At 63.1% G+C, this 19,411-nt stretch carries 17 protein-coding genes; 8 read left to right on the forward strand and 9 right to left on the reverse strand.

The window, feature by feature from the left end; all coding sequences use genetic code 11:
* Positions 1–11: 11 nt before the first annotated feature.
* The 3 genes from L0U81_RS22250 to L0U81_RS22260 all read left to right on the forward strand — a co-directional run bounded on the left by L0U81_RS22250 (position 12) and on the right by L0U81_RS22260 (position 4,309).
* Complete coding sequence (locus L0U81_RS22250) at positions 12–1,547, forward strand: MDR family MFS transporter (protein ID WP_233805660.1); 1,536 nt, start codon at positions 12–14, stop codon at positions 1,545–1,547.
* 410 nt (positions 1,548–1,957) lie between these two features.
* The gene (locus L0U81_RS22255; protein ID WP_233805661.1) at positions 1,958–2,992 is read left to right on the forward strand and encodes a hypothetical protein; all 1,035 of its coding nucleotides are present in this window, start codon (positions 1,958–1,960) and stop codon (positions 2,990–2,992) included.
* Positions 2,993–3,235: 243 nt separating this feature from the next.
* The gene (locus L0U81_RS22260) at positions 3,236–4,309 is read left to right on the forward strand and encodes a TAXI family TRAP transporter solute-binding subunit (RefSeq protein WP_233805662.1); all 1,074 of its coding nucleotides are present in this window, start codon (positions 3,236–3,238) and stop codon (positions 4,307–4,309) included.
* Positions 4,310–4,334: 25 nt separating this feature from the next.
* Here the strand turns inward: L0U81_RS22260 and L0U81_RS22265 are convergent, their stop codons facing one another.
* Complete coding sequence (locus tag L0U81_RS22265) at positions 4,335–5,765, reverse strand: aminotransferase-like domain-containing protein (protein WP_233805663.1); 1,431 nt, start codon at positions 5,763–5,765, stop codon at positions 4,335–4,337.
* Positions 5,766–5,875: 110 nt separating this feature from the next.
* Here L0U81_RS22265 and L0U81_RS22270 point away from each other — a divergent pair, with 110 nt between their 5' ends.
* The 3 genes from L0U81_RS22270 to L0U81_RS22280 all read left to right on the forward strand — a co-directional run bounded on the left by L0U81_RS22270 (position 5,876) and on the right by L0U81_RS22280 (position 8,510).
* Positions 5,876–6,763: a DMT family transporter gene (locus tag L0U81_RS22270; RefSeq protein ID WP_233805664.1), complete on the forward strand. Its 888-nt coding sequence runs from the start codon at positions 5,876–5,878 to the stop codon at positions 6,761–6,763.
* A 118-nt stretch (positions 6,764–6,881) separates the two neighbouring features.
* Entirely contained in the window at positions 6,882–7,790 is a 909-nt protein-coding gene (sapR, locus tag L0U81_RS22275; RefSeq protein WP_233805665.1) for a sap1 transcriptional regulator SapR, read from the forward strand.
* Between the two features lie 138 nt (positions 7,791–7,928).
* Positions 7,929–8,510 (forward strand): GNAT family N-acetyltransferase, encoded by a 582-nt coding sequence (locus tag L0U81_RS22280; protein WP_233805666.1) that lies wholly within the window; start codon positions 7,929–7,931, stop codon positions 8,508–8,510.
* Positions 8,511–8,614: 104 nt separating this feature from the next.
* Here L0U81_RS22280 and L0U81_RS22285 read toward each other — a convergent pair whose 3' ends face one another.
* Positions 8,615–9,169, reverse strand: coding sequence for a putative glycolipid-binding domain-containing protein (locus tag L0U81_RS22285; protein WP_233805667.1), 555 nt, complete (start codon positions 9,167–9,169; stop codon positions 8,615–8,617).
* Positions 9,170–9,430: 261 nt separating this feature from the next.
* Between L0U81_RS22285 and L0U81_RS22290 the strand changes: the two genes are divergently transcribed.
* Positions 9,431–9,688: a DUF3079 domain-containing protein gene (locus tag L0U81_RS22290; protein WP_233805668.1), complete on the forward strand. Its 258-nt coding sequence runs from the start codon at positions 9,431–9,433 to the stop codon at positions 9,686–9,688.
* Between the two features lie 152 nt (positions 9,689–9,840).
* On the opposite strand, the gene L0U81_RS22295 is transcribed toward L0U81_RS22290, so the two are convergent.
* The 7 genes from L0U81_RS22295 to garD form a co-directional block, all read right to left on the reverse strand.
* Positions 9,841–11,079: a porin gene (locus L0U81_RS22295; RefSeq protein WP_233805669.1), complete on the reverse strand. Its 1,239-nt coding sequence runs from the start codon at positions 11,077–11,079 to the stop codon at positions 9,841–9,843.
* A gap of 77 nt (positions 11,080–11,156) precedes the next feature.
* Positions 11,157–12,509, reverse strand: a complete 1,353-nt coding sequence (locus L0U81_RS22300; protein ID WP_233805670.1) for a TRAP transporter large permease — start codon at positions 12,507–12,509, stop codon at positions 11,157–11,159.
* A 13-nt stretch (positions 12,510–12,522) separates the two neighbouring features.
* Positions 12,523–13,035, reverse strand: a complete 513-nt coding sequence (locus L0U81_RS22305; protein ID WP_233805671.1) for a TRAP transporter small permease — start codon at positions 13,033–13,035, stop codon at positions 12,523–12,525.
* Between the two features lie 179 nt (positions 13,036–13,214).
* A complete protein-coding gene (locus L0U81_RS22310) occupies positions 13,215–14,207 on the reverse strand; it encodes a TRAP transporter substrate-binding protein (protein WP_233805672.1) in 993 nt (330 codons plus the stop codon).
* 539 nt (positions 14,208–14,746) lie between these two features.
* Positions 14,747–15,676 (reverse strand): SMP-30/gluconolactonase/LRE family protein, encoded by a 930-nt coding sequence (locus tag L0U81_RS22315; RefSeq protein WP_233805673.1) that lies wholly within the window; start codon positions 15,674–15,676, stop codon positions 14,747–14,749.
* The gene (locus tag L0U81_RS22320; protein WP_233805674.1) at positions 15,676–16,527 is read right to left on the reverse strand and encodes an NAD-dependent epimerase/dehydratase family protein; all 852 of its coding nucleotides are present in this window, start codon (positions 16,525–16,527) and stop codon (positions 15,676–15,678) included. The genes L0U81_RS22315 and L0U81_RS22320 overlap by 1 nt, the downstream gene beginning before the upstream one ends.
* Positions 16,528–16,627: 100 nt before the next feature.
* Entirely contained in the window at positions 16,628–18,217 is a 1,590-nt protein-coding gene (gene garD / locus L0U81_RS22325) for a galactarate dehydratase (RefSeq protein WP_233805675.1), read from the reverse strand.
* Positions 18,218–18,472: 255 nt separating this feature from the next.
* Here garD and kdgD point away from each other — a divergent pair, with 255 nt between their 5' ends.
* Positions 18,473–19,390, forward strand: a complete 918-nt coding sequence (gene kdgD / locus L0U81_RS22330; protein ID WP_233805676.1) for a 5-dehydro-4-deoxyglucarate dehydratase — start codon at positions 18,473–18,475, stop codon at positions 19,388–19,390.
* Positions 19,391–19,411 lie beyond the last annotated feature (21 nt).

Consider the following 19,411-nt stretch of genomic DNA (forward strand, 5'->3'; position numbering starts at 1 on the left):
GCGTTGCCGCCATGGAACAACCCGTCACGACTCCGTCCGTCGACTCCGCGCCGCAGGATCCGCACTCGGCCTCGCCCGCCGTCGAGCACCCGCCGATCCGGCTGCTGTTTCCGGCGCTGCTGCTGGTTATGCTGCTCGCCGCGCTCGACCAGACGATCGTCTCGACCGCGCTGCCGACCATCGTCGGCGACCTCGGCGGGCTCAACAACCTGTCGTGGGTCGTGACCGCCTACCTGCTCAGCTCGACGATCGTCGTGCCGCTGTACGGCAAGTTCGGCGACCTCTTCGGCCGCAAGATCGTGCTACAGACGGCCATCGTCATCTTTCTCGTCGGCTCGGCGCTATGCGGCATCGCGCAGAACATGAGTCAGCTGATCGTGCTGCGCGCGGTGCAAGGCCTCGGTGGCGGCGGCCTGCTCGTCGTGACGATGGCGGCAATCGCAGACGTGATTCCGCCCGCCGAGCGTGGCCGCTATCAGGGCGTGTTCGGCGGGATCTTCGGTCTTGCCACGGTCATCGGTCCGCTGCTCGGCGGCTTTCTGGTCGAACATCTGACGTGGCGCTGGATTTTCTACATCAACCTGCCGCTCGGCATCGTGTCGCTCGTCGTGATCGGCGCCGTGTTCAAGCCGCACGCACGTCACGTGAAGCACACCATCGACTACATGGGCGCCGCGTTTCTCGCCGGCGCGCTGACCTGCATCATCCTGTTCACGAGCCAGGGCGGCACGATTCTGCCGTGGACTTCGCCGCAACTGTGGTTCACGCTCGGCATCGGGCTAGTCTCGATCTGGGGCTTCATTCACGAGGAACGCAGCGCGGTCGAACCGATCATGCCGCTCGGACTGTTCAAACAGCGCACGTTTCTGATCAGCAGTCTCGTGAGCTTCATCATTGGCGTCTCGCTGTTCGGCTCGGTGACGTTCATTCCGCTCTATTTACAGGTCGTGAAGGGCTCCACGCCGTCGGTAGCCGGCATGCAGATGCTGCCGATGATGGGCGGCGTGTTCATCCTGTCGATTGTGACGGGCCGCGTCATCAGCAAGATCGGCAAGTACCGGAGATTCCCGATCATCGGCACGTTCCTCGTCTCCGTTGCGATGCTGCTGCTCGCACGCCTGCAGATCGACACGCCGATTCATGTGATGTATCTCTACCTGGGTCTACTCGGCTGCGGCCTCGGCATGGTGATGCAGGTGCTGGTGCTCGCAGTCCAGAACACCGTCGAGTTCAAGCATATGGGTGTGGCGACCTCGGGCGTGACGCTGTTTCGCTCGATCGGCGGCTCGATCGGCGTGGCCGGCTTCGGCGCCGTGTTCTCGAACAGCCTTGCCGGACGCCTCGAAAAGCTGATCCCGCCCGACACCGAACTTCCGCACGCGTTGGGTCCAGCCGCGATTCATCAGCTGCCCGAAGCATTGCGCAACGACTATCTGCATGCGTTCGCGGGCGCGCTGCACACCGTCTACCTGTCGGCCGCATGTGTCGTGGTGCTCGCCTTCGTACTCGCATGGCTGCTAAAGGATCATCCGTTGCGCAAGCACTGATCGTTCAGCGGCGCCTGATCCAGGCGCTGATGCACACACTTTCCGGCAATCGCCTCATGACAGTTCGATGACGAGGCCGCACGCAAAACGCGCCGGCCTCGTTTTGAGCGCATGGTCAAGATTTCTTCATACCTCGGAATGAGCGGTAGCGCACACAATCCAGGGGCCAACCGCGTTGACGTCACCGGTGAAACGCCACATATTGCAAACAGCATAAACGTAGGCGCTGCCTAAGTCGTGGCGACACTCCGGCGCATGTGGATCGTGATTCCGCGGACCTGACCCCCGCCTCAACGCGATCCGGAGCATGCCTTCATGGCATCGTTTTCCAAAGGTGGGTCCACAGCATGTCCACCCAGACAACAACCGGCGAAAGCTTTCCAACGCCCTGCAAACGCTGCGGTGGCGCCTTGTACCGGCAAGTCGACACCTGCCCTTACTGCGGCATGGCGCATCCGTTCGACCAGGACGATCTGCACAGGCGCATGGGCATCCCAGGCAGCCGCGCGAGCGCCACGCACAAACCCCTGCCCCGATTCGACGACGAACTCGGCATAGCGGACAAACCCGCCATCGGCACTCCCGCGATGACGTCCGAACCGCTTTTGCCGACCGAGCCGATCAGTCACACGGCGCTCGTGTCGACCAACACCACGATCCCTCCTTATGAAGATCCGATGTATGCGCCACGCAACACTGCGCAGACGATCTGGCTCGTTTTGTACGTGATTGGCGCGGTTGTCGCGATCGGCCTGGCATATGTCGCCTATACGCTATTCAGTAACGACGGCGAGTCGGAAGAAAAAGGCGTGGAGCAAATTACTCAGGATGCCAGAACGACGACTGGCATGATCGCGCCGCTTGCGTCTGCGCCAGTGGTGGCTCCAGCGCAGACCGCACATGCATCGACCGCGGTCAAGCCCGCGCCACCTGCTGTGGCCGAGATGGCGGCGAAGCCCACGCCCGTCGTGCCCGTCGCGCCCGCGGTTCCCGCGACACCTGCTGCGCCACCTGCCACACCGACGGTGGCCGCGACGCCCGTGCGGCCCGCGCCGCAATTCCACGACGCGGGACAAGCCTTGCAGGTCGCGCAGACCGCATTGCGCGCGAGCGATCTGTCCAAAGCGCAAGCCGCTCTCGCTGCCGCGCAAACGTTTCAACCGGGCAATAGCAACGCGCAGAGCCTTGCCGATCAGATGCGCCCACTCGTCCAGCGTCGCGATACTGCGCTACAGGCCGCGCAGGCTTGCGTTGCGCAGCAGTCGTGGCCGTGCGCACGAGAGCACGCGAACGAGGCGCTCGCCATCGACAGCGGTAACGACGCCGCGAAAGTGATCCTCGAGCGCGTGATACGCGAGACCGGCTGGGCGCCGTTGCCTGCGCCGCATGCAGCGACCACGGGCGCCGGCACGCAAGCGAACGGCGAGCTTGTCGCGATCGCATGAGGCAAACGTTCGAGTAATGCCCGCAGCGGCGATCGAGTGCGCCGTCGCGCAAAGAATATTGATCTGCATACCGAATCAAATGGCCGCCGCCTGTGCTGATTCGTACAGTAACGTGCGTCCTCTGCGGGGAAGCAGGCGGGCCGAACCTCGCAGCAGCCTGAGCTTGACATGGCAGCCGGATCACTGGTGCTTTCACGCGCCACGCGTGAAGCTGGATCAACCTGACCGATAGGTAGAAAGACCATGCTAAAGAGACTTCTCGCGGGATGGCTGGGGCTGATGGTGCTGGTCGCATGTTCACTGGCCGGCGCGGAACCGACGCACTACAAGATCGTCACCGGACCGGAGCGCGGCACCTATATCCAGATCGGTAACGACCTATCGAAATGGGTGGCCCAGCCGGTCGGCATCGACCTGGAGGTGGTGGCGTCGAAAGGGTCTGCCGAAAACGTGCAGCGCATGCGCTACGAGCCTGGTGTGAAGCTCGCGCTCGTGCAGTCCGACGTGTACCAGGCGTTCATCGACATGGCCAACTCGGGCAACTCCGATGCGGGCGCGACGATCCGGCCGCTGCGACTCATCATGCCGCTCTACGACGAGGAAATTAACGTCGTCGTGCGTGCGGATTCGCCGCTGAAAACGCTAGCCGACATCAAGGACAAGACCATCAGCGTCGGCCTGCTAGGCAGCGGTACGGCGCAGTCGGCGACGACGCTCTATCGCCTGATGTTCGGCCAGCCCATTCCCGAGCAGAACGTCGCGCATCTGAGCAACGAGGACGCGCTCGCCTCGTTGATCGTGAAGAAGATCGACGTTGCGATCATCGTGGTCGGGCAGCCGGCGAATCTGTTCACCACCATGAAACCCGAGTTGCTGTCACAGCTGCGTCTGCTGCCCGCCGATCCCAACGCGCCCGAGACGGTCCGCGCGAAGCAGACTTACTTTCCGACGACGATCCGCCAGAGCAGCTACCCAGACTGGCTGAAGGAAGACGTGCCGGGCCTGACCGTCAAAGCGTTTCTGGTCACCTACGATTACGGCTTGCGCGACACCGTCAGCAATCTGAATCATTTCGCCGACTCGTTGTGCGCGAACTTCGACAATCTGCAGGAGCATGGCCATCCGAAATGGAAACAGGTGAAGCTCGAATTGCCGACGCTCGTGCACGGCTGGAAGTACTACGGTCCAGTCGAGAAGCATCTGCGCGCGTGCCTCGCGAACCGCAGCGCGGCAATGAGCGCGGCGGCCGCGCAACCCGCGCCGAAACCGCACATGCCTTGCTCGGAAGAGGAACGGATGCTTCTGCTGTGCAAATAGCGTTGCGAGGAAGGCCGACAATCGATCAAACGCGGCTGTCGGCCGACACGGCGCAGGTGTCCATCGCTCGTTGCAATGCCTCGTACACCTTCGGGCGATTGCATTGCGACACGTTGAAGCGCAGAAATCCCGTCGCCGTTTGCGACGCGCTGAACACGTTGCCCGGCGCGAACACGACGCCCGCCGTCATCGCATGACGCGCGATGTCGGCGGCATCGAGCGCAGCGGGCAAGCGCGCCCACACGAACAGACCCGCGCGCGGCCGGGTCCAGATGTCGAGGCCCGCATAGCCGAGACGCCTGACGGTCTCGCCCATCGCATCGGCGAGCTTCGCGCGCATCGCCTCGAGATGACGCCGATACGTGCCGTCGACGAGCATCCGATGCACGACGCTCGCCGCAAGCTGACCATTGCCGAACGACGTCGCGAGCTTCAGATCGATCAGCGGTTCGATCCACTCGGCGCGCGCGGCAATATAGCCGCAGCGTACCGCCGCCGACAACGTCTTCGAAAAACTGCCGATCGACACCACGCGCGCGAGACCGTCGAACGCGGCGAGGCGCGGCGCGGCTTCGTCCTCGAAGTCGGCGAAGATATCGTCCTCGACGATCAGCAGATCGTGCTCGCCGGCGAGCTTCAGCAACCGGTGCGCGACGGCCGGCGCGAGCGTCGCGCCGGTCGGATTGTGGATCGCCGAGTTCGTCACGTAGAGCCGCGGACGCTGCTCGATCAGCACGCGCTCGAACGCGGCGAGATCCGGCCCTTGCGGCGTGTACGGCACGCTCGCGATCCGCACGCGATGCGCGCGCAGCAGCGCCTGAAAGTTGAAGTAGCACGGATCGTCGATCAGCACCGTGTCGCCGGGTTCGAGCAGGAAGCGGCACACGAGATCGAGTGCATTCGTGCCGCCGTCGGTCAGCACGATCTGCTCGGGCGGTGCATCGACGCCGTGCGCCGAGAGCCGCCATGCGAGCTGCTGACGCAGCGCGGGCAAGCCGGCCGGGCTCGCGTAATCGACCAGCAGTGACTGCGGATCACGCGCGACCGCGCGCAACGCGCGGCGCACGCCGTCTTCCGGCAGCCACGAATCCGGCATCCAGCCGCAGCCGGGTTTCAGCACTTTCGAGCCGGTTTCTAGCGACTGCCGCGTGAGCCAGAGCGGATCGACCTCGCGATCGAGCCGCGGCCCGAGATCGGCGAGCGCGAGCGGCGGCGCATGGCCCGACACGAAGAAACCGGAGCCGCGCCGCGCGACGATCACGCCCTCGGCGACCAGCCGGTCGTATGCTTCCACCACGGTCGACTTCGACACGCCGAGCGTGTCGGTCATCGCCCGGATCGATGGCACGCGCGCGCCCGGCATCAGCGAGCGGCTCGCGATGCGCTCGCGCAGATTGTCCATCACGAGGCCGACGCGCGTGCCCGACACCGTCTCGTTATTCGCGTTTTCCGCCATCTGTACTGCTCCATGTTCAGTACAGTTTGTGCAAACTGTACTGATCTGTAGCTTACCGTTTTTGCCCCCGGCGCGCATCATGAGACTCTTTCAGCGCAGGGATGTTTGCAATGGACAAAACAGGCAACGGCTGGCTCAGCGGTCTCGCGGGCGTACTGATTTTCAGCGGCTCGCTGCCGGCCACGCGGCTTGCCGTGCAGGGACTCGATCCGGTGTTTCTGACCGTGGCGCGCGCGACGATCGCGGGCATTCTCGGTCTGCTGCTGTTGCTGGCGTTCCGCGAGACGCGGCCCGCGCGGCGCGAACTGCTGCCGCTCGTGGTAGTCGCGCTCGGCGTCGTGGTCGGCTTTCCCTTGTTGACCGCGCTTGCACTGCGTCATGTCAGCGCCGCGCATGCGGTCGTGTTCATCGGCCTTCTGCCGCTCGCCACCGCGATCTTCGGGGTGCTGCGCGGTGGCGAACGGCCGCAGCCGGCGTTCTGGCTGTTTTCGGCGCTCGGCAGCGCCGCCGTGGCCGCGTTCGCGCTTCGCCACGGCATCGATGCGTCGCCCCTCGGCGACGCGCTGATGCTCGCCGCGATCGTCGTATGCGGGCTTGGTTATGCGGAAGGCGCGCGGCTGTCACGTCACCTCGGCGGCTGGCAGGTGATTTCGTGGGCGCTCGTGCTGTCGCTGCCGCTGATGCTGCCGCTCGCCTGGTGGACGCGGCCCGCGTCGTTCGACGGTGTCGGCGCCGCCGCGCTGTGGGGACTCGCGTATGTGTCGCTGTTCAGCATGCTGATCGGCTTCGTGTTCTGGTATCGCGGGCTTGTGCTCGGAGGTATCGCGGCGGTCGGCCAGTTGCAGTTGTTGCAGCCGTTCTTCGGGCTGTTGCTCGCTGGCGCGCTGCTGCACGAGCAGGTACCGCCGTCGATGATTATCGTCACCGTGATCGTGGTCGCCTGCGTGGCCGGCGCACGGCACTTTTCACGCGCGGCGCCGGTCCGGCCGGCAGTCTGACGCGGGTTGGCCATCGCACGGCGAGCAGCCCTTTTCGAGATCGAATTGGGCGAGCCGCGGATCGATATGTCATCATTTCGTCGATTGGCTCAACCTTGGCCCCGCGCCGCGACTGACGATGACGACCGCTTTTGCTCAAACCGTCGAAGCCCGTTTTGCCGAACTCACGCCGACCTCGAAACGCGTCGCCAGCTACATGCTCGCGAATCTCGACCGGCTCGGCCTCGAGACCGCCGACCAGATCGCGCAGCAAGCCGGCACGAGCGGCATCTCGGTCGGTCGCTTTCTGCGCAGCATCGGCTATCGCAATCTCGACGATCTGAAGCGCGAACTGCGCGGCACGCAACAGCGCCCCTGGCTGATCACCGACCGGCTCGACGCGTTCCGCCGTAGCGCGAGCGACAGCACGCGGACCGGCGAGCCTCATCAACCGAGCGCAGCGGACGGCTCCTCGCCGCGCGACGCCGCGCTCACCCAATCGCTCGAACTCGAGATTGGCGCGATCCAGCATGTGTACGAACTCGCGCGCTCGCCGGCCTTCGCGCGCGTCGCCGAGCGCATCGCGAATGCCGACGCGGTCTACATCCTCGGCATCCAGTCGACGCGCGGCATCAGCAACGCGTTCTACAGCTACCTCGAATACATCCGCCCGCGTGTGTTCTATTCTGACGGCATGTCGGGTTCCTATGTCGATTCGCTGAACTCGGAATTCAGTGCACCGTACCTGATCGTCACCGACACTCGTGCCTATTCCACGATCGCGCGACGCTATTGCCAGGCGGCGTCGCGCCGGGGTCTGCCGTTCGCGCTGGTCACCGATATCTACTGTCCGTGGGCGCGCGAATTCGAAGGCGACCTGCTGCAAGTGAAGACCGACGTCGGTCAGTTCTGGGATTCGCTCGCGCCACTGACTTGCCTGTTCAATCTGCTGATCTCAGCGGTCGTCGAGCGGCGCGGGCCGGTTATCGACGAACGGGTGGCGCGCAATCGCGAGTTGCAGAGCGAGTTCGATCAGTTCGATCTTTGAGGGGCGCGGCGGGGTGTCGCGCTCACTTAGGGCTCACGCTCATGCGCCGATTTTTGACCCGCTTCAAATCCGCACCGGTGACAGGCATAGTGAAGGCTACTCTACGGCCGGACTGCACCGGCCACGACAGGACCACGCATGAGCCTCACCCATCCTCCGCTCGACGCCCCACTTATCCGCGATGCCGCCGAAGCCGACCTCCCCGCGATCCAGGCGATCTACGCGCACCACGTGCTGACCGGCGTCGCGTCGTTCGAAGAGACCCCGCCATCAGTCGACGATCTGCGCGCGCGGCTCGCGGCGGTGCGCAGCCACGGACTGCCGTACATGGTCGCGGAGATCGATGGCGAGATTGCGGGCTATTGCTACGCGACGCTGTATCGCCCGCGTGCCGCCTATCGCAACACGATCGAAGATTCGATCTACGTGAACGATGCGTATCGCGGACGCGGCATCGGACGCGTGCTGCTGCAGGCGCTGATCGAACGTTGTGAGACCGGACCGTGGCGTCAGATGATCGCGGTGATCGCCGACGGCGGCAGCGGCGGCTCTCTGTCGTTACACACGCAACTCGGTTTCGAGTTGACCGGCACGCTCAAGGCTGTCGGCTACAAGCACGGCCGCTGGCTCGACACGACGCTGATGCAACGCACGCTCGGCCGCGGTGCATCGACCCAACCGGACGACGTTTCAAGCGCGGCAAGCGGCACTCGCGACTAGGCCCGCGCGCTGGTGGCGGCTTCTTGTCGACGCGCATCAAGTGAACGAGACGAACCACGGCGCCAGGGCCGGCGCGAAGAGCGCGCCGGCGCCGAACGCAAAACCTAATGCGCGCGCGGCAAGCGCGTGAACAATGTCGGATAGTCGATTACGAGGCCATCACTATCCACGCTCAAATTCGCGGTAAATTCGCGAAAAATGCCTTCATAGCGGTACTCGCGATTCAACTCGATGCACGTGTACGCCTGATCGACGCGCGTGACCTGCAAATCCGGCGTCGAGATATAGGCGACCTCGATCGGCTGACGCTCGCCTTGGGCCAGTTGCAGGCGGCGGATCGGCAACGTGTTGGTGTACGGTGTCGCGGCGATATCGATGTCGATGCAGCCCTCGATCGCACTCAGCGTGAGGCCGTGCCCGTCGTGCCAGTGGCCGTCGCCATCGCCATGCAATTCCACTTCGCCACCGCCGACGATCTTCAGCCGCGCGTAGCGCGTGCGCCATTGCGCGTCGCAGCGCACCGCGTAATGCAGCCCATATGCCTTGCCATAGCGCTGCCCGACCACGACGCTTTCGACGGCGAAGCCGTCATCGCGCGCATCGAATACCAGGTGTTCGATGCCATCGCCCTCTTCCGAGGCCCATCGCAATTCACGCATTGGTGTCTCCTCGCGAAACGGCGCAGCAGGCGCGCCGGGTTCTTATCGTAGCGCGAAAGCCCGTGCGCACGCAGCCACAATCATGTCGGGGACGTTCCAGACGGCCGACATGTCGGCCATCATGTGCCGCTCAGGTTTGATACCCCAGGCGCTCGCAGCCTTTCGGCGAGTCAGATCGCGTCATTCTGTCCTGGCTTCATTCATTAGTCAGTGGAGGAAAATCAACTAACGACCGGTGAGACAAGACGACTGGGAGGCAGCATGGCAAAGAAATTTCCGTTGCACCCGATTCATCCTGAGCGGCTCTGTTGGGGCTGCGATCATTACTGTCAGGCCAATGACATGCGGTGCGGCAATGGACAGAGCCGAGCCCAGCATCCGTGCGAGTTGCTTGGCGATGACTGGTACGAGCACGGCGACTGGGGAATCGAAGTGGACAGCTCAGGAAAGTTCGTCACACAGGAAGAGTCACGCTCGACTCACCACCCTGAACGCCCCGCACGGCATGCCAGTGGGTAGCACTAGCGAGACCAGCGCTTTCGACACATCAAAATGGCACGCCAATAAAAAAAGCTGCGCACTCGACGTGCGCAGCTTGCGAGACTGACGACGCGAAAAACCTGCGTCGATGTGGCGGCAAAACAACGCGCCGCCACGTATTCAGTAACTATTTAGAACTTGGTGATCAGACCGACGCCGACAGCAACCTGGCTGCGCGACGACGACGGCGTGCTGTTCTGGCCGTCACCGATGCTTGCGGTTGCATCGATGATGGTCTTGCCGTTGCCTGCCAGCGTCTGGCCGCCAGCGCGCTGATACGCTTCCAGCGCGTACAGGCCGGTACGCTTCGACAGCGTGTAGTACTGCGAGAGGTTGAACTGGTTGTAGCTAGCCGTGTTCTCAATGCCGTTCGACGACGTTGCACGGGTGTAGCTATAGCCAGCGGCCAGGTCCAGCACCGAGATCGGCTTCCAGTGCAGCACTGCGCCACCGGTGTTCCAGATTTGCGTGCCGTGGAACAGCGAACCCGTGCCCGCAGCGTATTGAACGTTCGAGTATGCGAACGAAACGTCCCACGCCGAGTTGAACGCATAGCCGCCCGTCACTGCAACGCGCTGCTGCTTCGCTGCGGTCTGGAAGCCGTTGTTGATTGCCGACACGGCCGGCTGAGCGCCGTTGTTCGACATCGCGGAATTCCAGTTCGTGCTGGCCGCGGCAGTGGCGGTGGCGGGGGTGAAAATCCCTGCATTGTCGATGCGCTGGATACCTGCAGCGATACCGACCGGGCCGTTCAGGTACTGTGCTGCCACGCTCCAGACCTGGCCAGCAGCGAAGCTGCCCGGGTTGCCGCCCAGCGAGTACGAACCGCTGACCGTCAGACCCGAGAAGTTCGGCGACGTGTAGACCAGCGAGTTGTTCGAGCGGTACAGCGTATCCAGCGAGTCGATATCACCCGGGTGCGCGCCGTAGAAACCGGTCAGCCACGTGGTCGGGCTGTACGGCGACAGCAGCGTGTAGTACGACGTGTACTGGCGGCCAGCCGTCAGCGTACCGAACTTCGCGTTCGTCAGACCGACCCATGCCTGGCGGTTGAATGCCAGACCCGACACGCCTTCCGCGCCGGTTGCGCTGTTAAAGCCCTGTTCCAACGTGAAAATCGTCTTCGTGCCGCCGCCCAGATCTTCCGAGCCCTTCAGGCCGAAACGGCTACCTGCCCAGACGCCGTTGATCATCTTGACCACCGAGCGACCACCCGCCGACGGCTTCGCCGAAGCCAATGCGCTCAACGACGTCGAGCTGCTCTGCCAACCCAACCCCGCGTCAACGATACCGTACAACGTCACGCTGCTTTGAGCATGCGCGCTCAGGGCGACCAACCCCACAGCCGAAGCGATAACTGCCTTTTTCATTTTTACTCCTCGTTAAAAACTTTCTATGAACGGCCTGTACGAGCGCCGCTGAGTGTGGTGAAGACGTCTTATTTGGATCAGAACACCGGGTGACCGTTGATGATGCTCGGCAACCAGGTCGAGAACCACGGGACATAGGTGACTACATTGATCGCCGAGAAGATAGCGAGGTAATACGGCCACGCCACCTTAGTAGTTTCCCCTATCGACACGTTGCCAATTGCGCACCCAATAAACTGAACTGAACCAATCGGCGGATGCACGAGACCCAATGCGCAGTTCAGCAGGATCATGATGCCGAACTGAACCGGGCCCACACCGTTGTGCATTGCCATCGGCAGGAACAGCGGGGTCGTGATCAGGATGTGCGCCGCCATGTCGACGAACGTACCGAGGAACACCTGAATGACGTTGATGTACAACAGCATCAGCCAGGGCAGCGAGGTCGCGCCGTCGAGCATGCGTTCGATCGCGTCGGGGATCTCCAGATAGGCCATCTGGAAACGCAGCATGTTCGACACGCCGATCAGCAGCAGCACCACGCCGGTCGTTTTCGCCGCCTTGCCGAGCGCATGGCCGAGCTTCGCCATCGACAACGAGCGATACACGAAGATGGTCAGCACCAGCGAATAACCCACGGCAATCGCGGCGGCCTCTGTTGCAGTGGCAATACCGCGCGCAACACAGAACAGAATGATCGCGATGACCATCAGACCCGGCACCGCACCGATGAACGTACGCAGCACCGCCATCCAGCCCGGGAAGCGCTGTAGTCCGGTCGAGCCGTCGGGACGGCGCGGATAGCCGAACTTGACGGCCTGCCAGTAAGCGGCGATCAGCACGAAGCCCATCACCCACAGCACCGGCAACAGACCCGAGAACAGCAGATCGCCGATCGACACACCGCTCATCTGCTTGCCGTTCAGCACGCCGCTCACGCCTTGCGCCGCGAACGCGTAGATGATCATGTTGGTCGAGGTCGGCATCAGCGCGCCGGCCAGCGATGAGTGCGTGGTCACGTTGACCGCGTAGGCGGCGCTATAGCCTTCGCGCTTCATCAGCGGGATCACGACGCCGCCCATGGCCGACGTATCCGCGGTCGGCGAACCCGACACGCCGCCGAACAGCGTACAGGCAACCACGTTGGCCATGCCGAGGCCACCGCGGAAATGGCCGACCGTGGCCTGCGCGAAACGCAGGATGCGGTCAGCGATACCGCCGTGAAGCATCAGCTCGCCGGAGAAGATGAAGAACGGGACCGCGAGGAACGAAAAACCGTTCATGCCCGAGATCATCGACTGCATCGCGGTCGCGGTCGGCAGACCTTCGAACAGATACGTCAGAACGCAGGACAGACCCAACGCGAATGAAACCGGAACCCCGAGGAAGAGGAAAACTAGAAAACTGGCGGTAAGAAGGGCAAGTTCCATGATGGTTCTACTTTTATTCCGTGGCGGAGAGTTCGAGCGCTGGCTCTTCCCGTTTTTTCCCGGAGAAGAGCTCGAGCAGATGCTCGATCGAGAACAACGCGATGCACACACTCGCGATGATCGGGATCACGTAGCGCACGCCTTCCGGCACGCCGATGATCGGAATGCGGTCGCCCATCGTGGTTTCCGCCATCTCGAAGCAACCGATGAAAACCGCCACCGCGAAAGCGATCAGGCAGAGGTGCTGAATCCCTTTCGCAATCAACTGGCCCTTCTCCGGCAATGTCTTGACGAGCGAGTCGAGTCCGATGTGACCGCCCTCGCGAACCTTGAGCGCGGCGCCGAACATCGCGATCAGGATCACCAGCAACAATGCGATGGGCTCGACGTAATCGGGTGCGTCGCTAAACACGTAGCGCATCACCACGCTATAAATCACGAGCAGGCAAAGTGCGGCGAGGCTCAACGACGCCACGACCAGCAGCACGCGAAAAAGAAAATCATTTGGGCGTTTCAGGAAACTCATGACCCTGTCCTTGCTTACGACCGACTTATGCTTGAAATTCAGCCGTCCCGACGAGACGCCATCTGTACACACGCGCGCGCCATCGCGCGACGGACGGTCTCGCGAGTTTCCTCGCGGGACCAGTCACGCCGCTGCTGCGATAAACGTTGCTGATGCTGATTGCGTCCGGGACGCGAGACTTACTTGACTGCTTCGATCTCGTCGACGATCTGCTTCATCTGCGGAGTCTTTTCGTACTTCGCCCACACAGGCTGCATCACCTTCACGAAAGCCGCACGGTCGATCTGCGAAGCCGTGACGATCGTTGCGCCACCCTTCGTGACGGCCTTCGCCGCGTCGGCTTCACGCGCGGTCCACAGCTTCTGGTAGTACGGCACCGAGTCAGCCGCGGCCTTCTTGATGATCTGCTGCTCTTGCGGCGACAGCGTGTCCCACACCTTCTTCGAGAACACCAGCACTTCCGGCGTCATCGAATGCTGGGTTTCCGAGTAGACCTGCGCGACTTCGAAATGCTTGGTCTCGTCGTACGACGGCAGGTTGTTTTCGGCGCCGTCGACGAGGCCCGTCTTCAGGCCCGTGTAGACTTCCGAGAACGGCATCGGGGTCGGCGTGCCGCCCATCGCCTTGATTTCGTCGACCATCAGGTCAGACGGCTGCACGCGAACCTTGAGGCCCTTCATGTCAGCCGGCGACTTGATCGCCTTCTTTGCGTACATCGAGCGCGCGCCGCTCTCGTAGAACGTCAGCGCGACCATGCCCTTCGCGGTGAACGCGTCGAGGATCTTCTGGCCTTCCGGCCCGTACATGACCTTGCGGAAATGGTCGATGTCGCGGAACAGGAACGGCAGCGACGGGATCATCGATTCCGGCACGATTTCGTTGAACGCAGCACCGTTGGCACGCGCCATGTCGAGCGCACCGATACGGACCTGGTCGATCGTGTCGTTTTCCGAACCGAGCGCGCTGTTGCCGAACACCTTCACGGTGTCCTTGCCGTCGGTCGCCTTGCTGATCTCCTCGCCCATGTACTTCACGGCCATGTTGGTCGGGAAGGTGTCGCCGTGCACGTCAGCAACGCGGAACACGCGCGCTTCAGCCGACATCGTGCCGAACGCCAGCGCCGCGGCAGCGACGATCATCGAAACACGGGAATAGGCAAACTTCTTGTTCATCGTGACATTCCTTGAAAAATAGACCATCCCAGCAATAGCGGATGTGACATGGTTTTGATGCGTCTCCGGCTTCACGCTCGCCCCCTTGCAGGTGCGGGCGCTCGCCGTACTGGCTGTGCGACTTCCCCGGCACAGACAACCCAGCACTCCAGTCGACCACTCGACTACTTACCTCAATCGCGCTGCCACACAAACACAGAAAGCCATTTGTTTGGACTTATATGTTGTACGACGACATATGAAGTCTATTAAAGGGGTTTTAACTTGTACAGACGGTATTTACCCGCATCAAGAAAAGCGCCGGTACCTATGACCGACGTGGCATCCCGCCAAGGCCCCGCGCCGTCTGGCATTGGATGGGGACGGAATCGGCGGGGTCTCCGGAGGTGTTGTTTTTTTGCTGAAGAAACACGAGGACCGTGGTCTCTACGCTACATGTTGTACGATGAGTGACGAATGCCGGGCTACGAAAACAGACCCAAAAATTAAAAACGCCGGGAAAAAAATTTCATCCCGGCGCATGCGTGTTGTAAGGCTGATTACAGTTGACCTGCGTATTCGGGCTCAAGCAGCCCGCTCACGCCAGGCCGCAGCGCGAACACATGACCGTCGTGCTCGCTCGCGCCGTTGGCCGGGCGAATCGACGTGACGAACAGCGTATCGAGATCACGGCCGCCGAACGCGCACATTGCAGGCTTGATGGCCGGCACCGGAATCTGCCGGTCCAGCTTGCCTTGTGGCGTGAAGCGCAGCAGCAGACCGGCGTCGTTCGCACAGATCCAGTAGCAGCCGTCGGCGTCCACTGCCGCGCCGTCCGGGCGGCCCGCGTAGTGGTGCAGATCGGCGAACACGCGACGGTTGCGCGGCTCGCCGGTCTCGACGTCGTAGTCGAACGCCCAGATCAGCCGGCGCAGCGGATGCGAGTCGGACAGATACATCGTCGCGCCGTCCGGCGACCAGCCGAGGCCGTTCTGCGTGATCAGCGAATCGACGACCGGCGCGGACAGCACGCCCTTCGCGTCGAAGCGGTACAGCGCACCGGCCGGGATCGCCGCGGCCATGTCCATGACCATCGTGCCGGCCCAGAAGCGTCCTTGCCGATCGCAGCGGCCATCGTTGAAACGCATGCCACTGTGGGGAAATTCTGGTGCCGCCAGCTTGCGCAGCGACGCCGTGAGCGGCCCGCCGCTCGCCGCTTTCGACGCATCCGCGAGCGTGAGCGCGAACAACCCGGTCTCGCAGCCGGCGAGCACCGTGCCGGCCCTATCGAACGCGATACAGGCGACCTGTTCCGGCAGCAGCCATTCGGTGCGCTTGCCCGTCTCGAGCGAGCCACGCACGATCTTCTTCGCCGGAATGTCGACCCAGTACAGCGCCTGCTCGGCCGCGCGCCAGACCGGGCTTTCGCCCGTGGCCGCAGGCAGCGGCCCCGCCGCCTCGAACCGCACTACCTGCGGATTCGCGCTCATTATTTGGGCTCCCGCTTCGGCTCCATCGGACCGGCAAGCACGAACGGGCCGCCCTGGTACAACTGGGTCGGGTCGTCGAAGCGCGTGTCGGGGGCGCTCGGCGGGAACAGGTGCTCGAACTGCGCCGAGCTGTCCTGCGGACGGTAGCCGAGGAACGCGGCGTTCGTGTTGTCGACCCACGAGATGCGGTTGTTCGACACGCCGTAAACGATCGCGTGGCCGACGCGGTTCGTGAACAGCGAGCAGCGCACGAGTTCGATGAAATCGCGGTAGCTCAAATAAGTGACCAGCATCCGCGCGGTCTTCGGCTGCTCGAACGACGAGCCGATCCGCAGACACACGGTTTCGAGGCCGAAGCGGTCGAAGTAGTAGCGCGACAGCGACTCGCCGAAGCACTTCGTCACGCCGTACATGCCGTCCGGGCGCAGCGGCACGTTGGTATCGAGAACTGACGTCACCGGGTGGAATCCGACCGCGTGATTCGAGCTCGCGTAGATGACGCGCTTCACGCCGTGCTTCTGCGCGGCCGAGTACAGGTTGTACACGCCGCGGATGTTCGCTTCGAGCAGGTCTTCGAACGGCGCTTCGACGGAAATGCCGCCGAGATGCACCACCGCGTCGACGCCTTCGAGCAGCGCGTGCACCGCCGCTTCATCGGCGAGATTGACGACCTGCGCTTCCTCGTGCGCGGCGACTTCGCCGAGCGACGAGATATCGGACACGCGCACGACGTCGGCCCATTGCGCGAGCGCGGGACGCAGTTGCTTGCCGAGGTTGCCCGCGGCACCGGTGAGCAGCAGACGACGGAAGGGTTTCTTGGTAGCGGAGCGGTCAACGTTCAAATCGGTCATGTCTCTTTGCTGTTGTGATGGCGATTGGATCTATTGAATAGAAAAGCGAGCGCCGGCTGGACCGGCGCTCGCCTGAGGTTTGATGGCGCAGGGTGCCTGATCAGGTCACCGGCGCCGGGTTGAACAGCGTCAACGCATTGTGCAGTCCGAGCTTCTCCGCGCAGGTCTGCTGGCGGCCGCTCGCGACTTCGAGCATCAGGCGGAACAGCTCCCAGCCCACCTCCTCGATGCTGGACTGGCCGGTCGCGATCGTGCCGGCGTTGATGTCCATCAGGTCATGCCAGCGACGCGCGAGGTCCGAACGCGTCGCGACCTTGATGACCGGCACTTCCGCGAGGCTGTACGGCGTGCCGCGGCCCGTCGTGAACACGTGCAGCGTGATGCCCGAGGCGACCTGCAGCGTGCCGCAGATGAAGTCGCTGGCCGGCGTCGCCGCATAGATCAGGCCCTTCTGTTGGACCTTCTCACCAGGCGACAGCACGCCCGAGATCGCCGAGTTGCCCGACTTGATGATCGAGCCCATCGCCTTTTCGACGATGTTCGACAGGCCGCCCTTCTTGTTGCCGGGCGTCGTGTTCGCGCTGCGGTCCGCGCCGCCGCGCTTCAGGTAATCGTCGTACCACTGCATCTCGCGAATGATCGCCTGTGCGACATCCGCGTTGGCTGCGCGCGCGGTCAGCTGATCGACGCCGTCGCGCACTTCGGTGACTTCCGAGAACATCACGGTCGCGCCGGCGCGCACCAGCAGGTCGGTCGCGAAGCCGACGGCCGGGTTCGCGGTCAGGCCCGAGAACGCGTCGCTGCCGCCGCACTGCACGCCGATCACCAGATCCGACGCCGGGCAGGTTTCGCGGCGGCGGTTGTTCAGGCGCTTCAGGTGCCCCTCGGCCATCTTCATGATCGACGTGATCATCGACTGGAAGCCGACGTGCGATTCATCCTGCAGCACCACGACGTCGCCGTTCTGATCGAGCGCCATGTCGCCGATATCGGCGACATCGTCGACGACCGCGGCCGCCGCGATCGGAATCGTGCCCGGCGGCATCAGACGCTCGGGCTGCAGCTTCTCGCAGCCGAGGCTCACCATCATCACTTCGCCGCCGAAGTTCGGATTCAGCGCGATGTTGCGCACGGTGCGGATCGGCACCATCGCGTCGGGCGCGTCGATCGCGACGCCGCAGCCGTAGGTGTGGCCGAGGCTGACGACATCGTCGACGTTCGGATATTTCGGCAGCAGCTCGGCCTTGATACGCGTGACGGCGTGTTGCACAACGTCGGCTACGCACTGCACGGTGGTCGTGATCGCGAGGATGTTGCGCGTGCCGACCGAGCCGTCCGAGTTACGGTAGCCCTCGAACGTGTAGCCTTCGAGCGCCGGCATGTCCGGCGCCTTGATCGTGGCGATCGGCAGGTCTTCGAGCCCCGGCGGGCTCGGCATGCGGATCACGTGCTCGTTGATCCAGCTGCCCTTCGGCAGCGGCTTCAGCGCATAGCCGATCACCACGTTGTAGCGGATGACCTCGTCGCCCTCGGCGAGATCGGCCAGCGCGACCTTGTGGCCCTGCGGCACACGCTCGCGCAGCCTGAGGCCATCGGGAAACACCGCGCCCTCGCCCAGACCGCCGTCGTTGACGACGATCGCGACATTGTCATTGGGATGAACGCGTATGTAGAGCGGAGTTTGTTCCATTGAATCGATCCTTAAGGCGTAATCAGCCTGCTTCGCCAGCAATCATACGTCATCCTACAACATGAAACTTTGCCCGGATGTTCCGTATTTACCCTATAGGGTGAATTATGCCGTGAAAACCCCGTTGAGTTGTCCGATTTCTTGTTGTACGATGACGTATAAGAAATCCAATTTCTAAAGAATTTCTACCAGTACGACGTCCGTTGTACTGGCTGGATCCGACAAACACCGTAATCCGACGCCTGAATACTCAACATGACGACACCGCAGGAACTCAAGCAGATCGTTTCGGAAGGCCTCCTGTCCTTCCCCGTCACCGACTTCGACGCTAAAGGCGACTTCCGCGCCGACACCTACGCCGAGCGCCTCGAATGGCTCGCTCCGTACGGCGCTTCGGCGCTGTTCGTCGCCGGCGGCACGGGTGAATTCTTCTCGCTGACACAAGACGACTACACGCAGGTCGTCAAGACCGCGGTCGAAGTCTGCAAGGGCAAGGTACCGATCCTCGCCGGCGCCGGCGGCCCGACCCGCGTGGCGATCGCCTACGCGAAGGAAGCTCAGCGCCTCGGCGCGCACGGCATCCTGCTGATGCCGCACTACTTGACCGAAGCCAGCCAGGACGGCATCGCAGAGCACGCGGAACAGGTCTGCAAGGCCGTGCCGAACATGGGCGTGATCATCTACAACCGCGCGAACTCCAAGCTTAACGCCGACATGCTCGAACGTCTGGCCGACCGTTGCCCGAACCTGATCGGCTTCAAGGACGGTGTGGGCGAGATCGAAAACATGGTGACGATCCGCCGCCGCCTCGGCGACCGCTTCTCGTACCTCGGCGGCCTGCCGACCGCGGAAGTCTACGCAGCAGCCTACAAGGCGCTGGGCGTGCCGGTGTACTCGTCGGCGGTGTTCAACTTCATTCCGAAGACCGCGATGGACTTCTACCGCGCGATCGCCGCTGACGACCACGCCACGGTCGGCAAGCTGATCGACGAATTCTTCCTGCCGTACCTGAAGATCCGCAACCGCCGCGCAGGCTACGCGGTCAGCATCGTCAAGGCTGGCGCGAAGCTGGTCGGCCACGACGCGGGTCCGGTGCGCGCACCGCTGACCGATCTGACTTCGGAAGAAATGGAGCAGCTCGACGCGCTGATCAAGAAGCTCGGACCGCAGTAGGCACCGGCGCGACGGCTTCGA

The organism is Paraburkholderia sp. HP33-1 (assembly GCF_021390595.1).
In the GTDB taxonomy this organism is placed as follows: Bacteria; Pseudomonadota; Gammaproteobacteria; order Burkholderiales; family Burkholderiaceae; genus Paraburkholderia.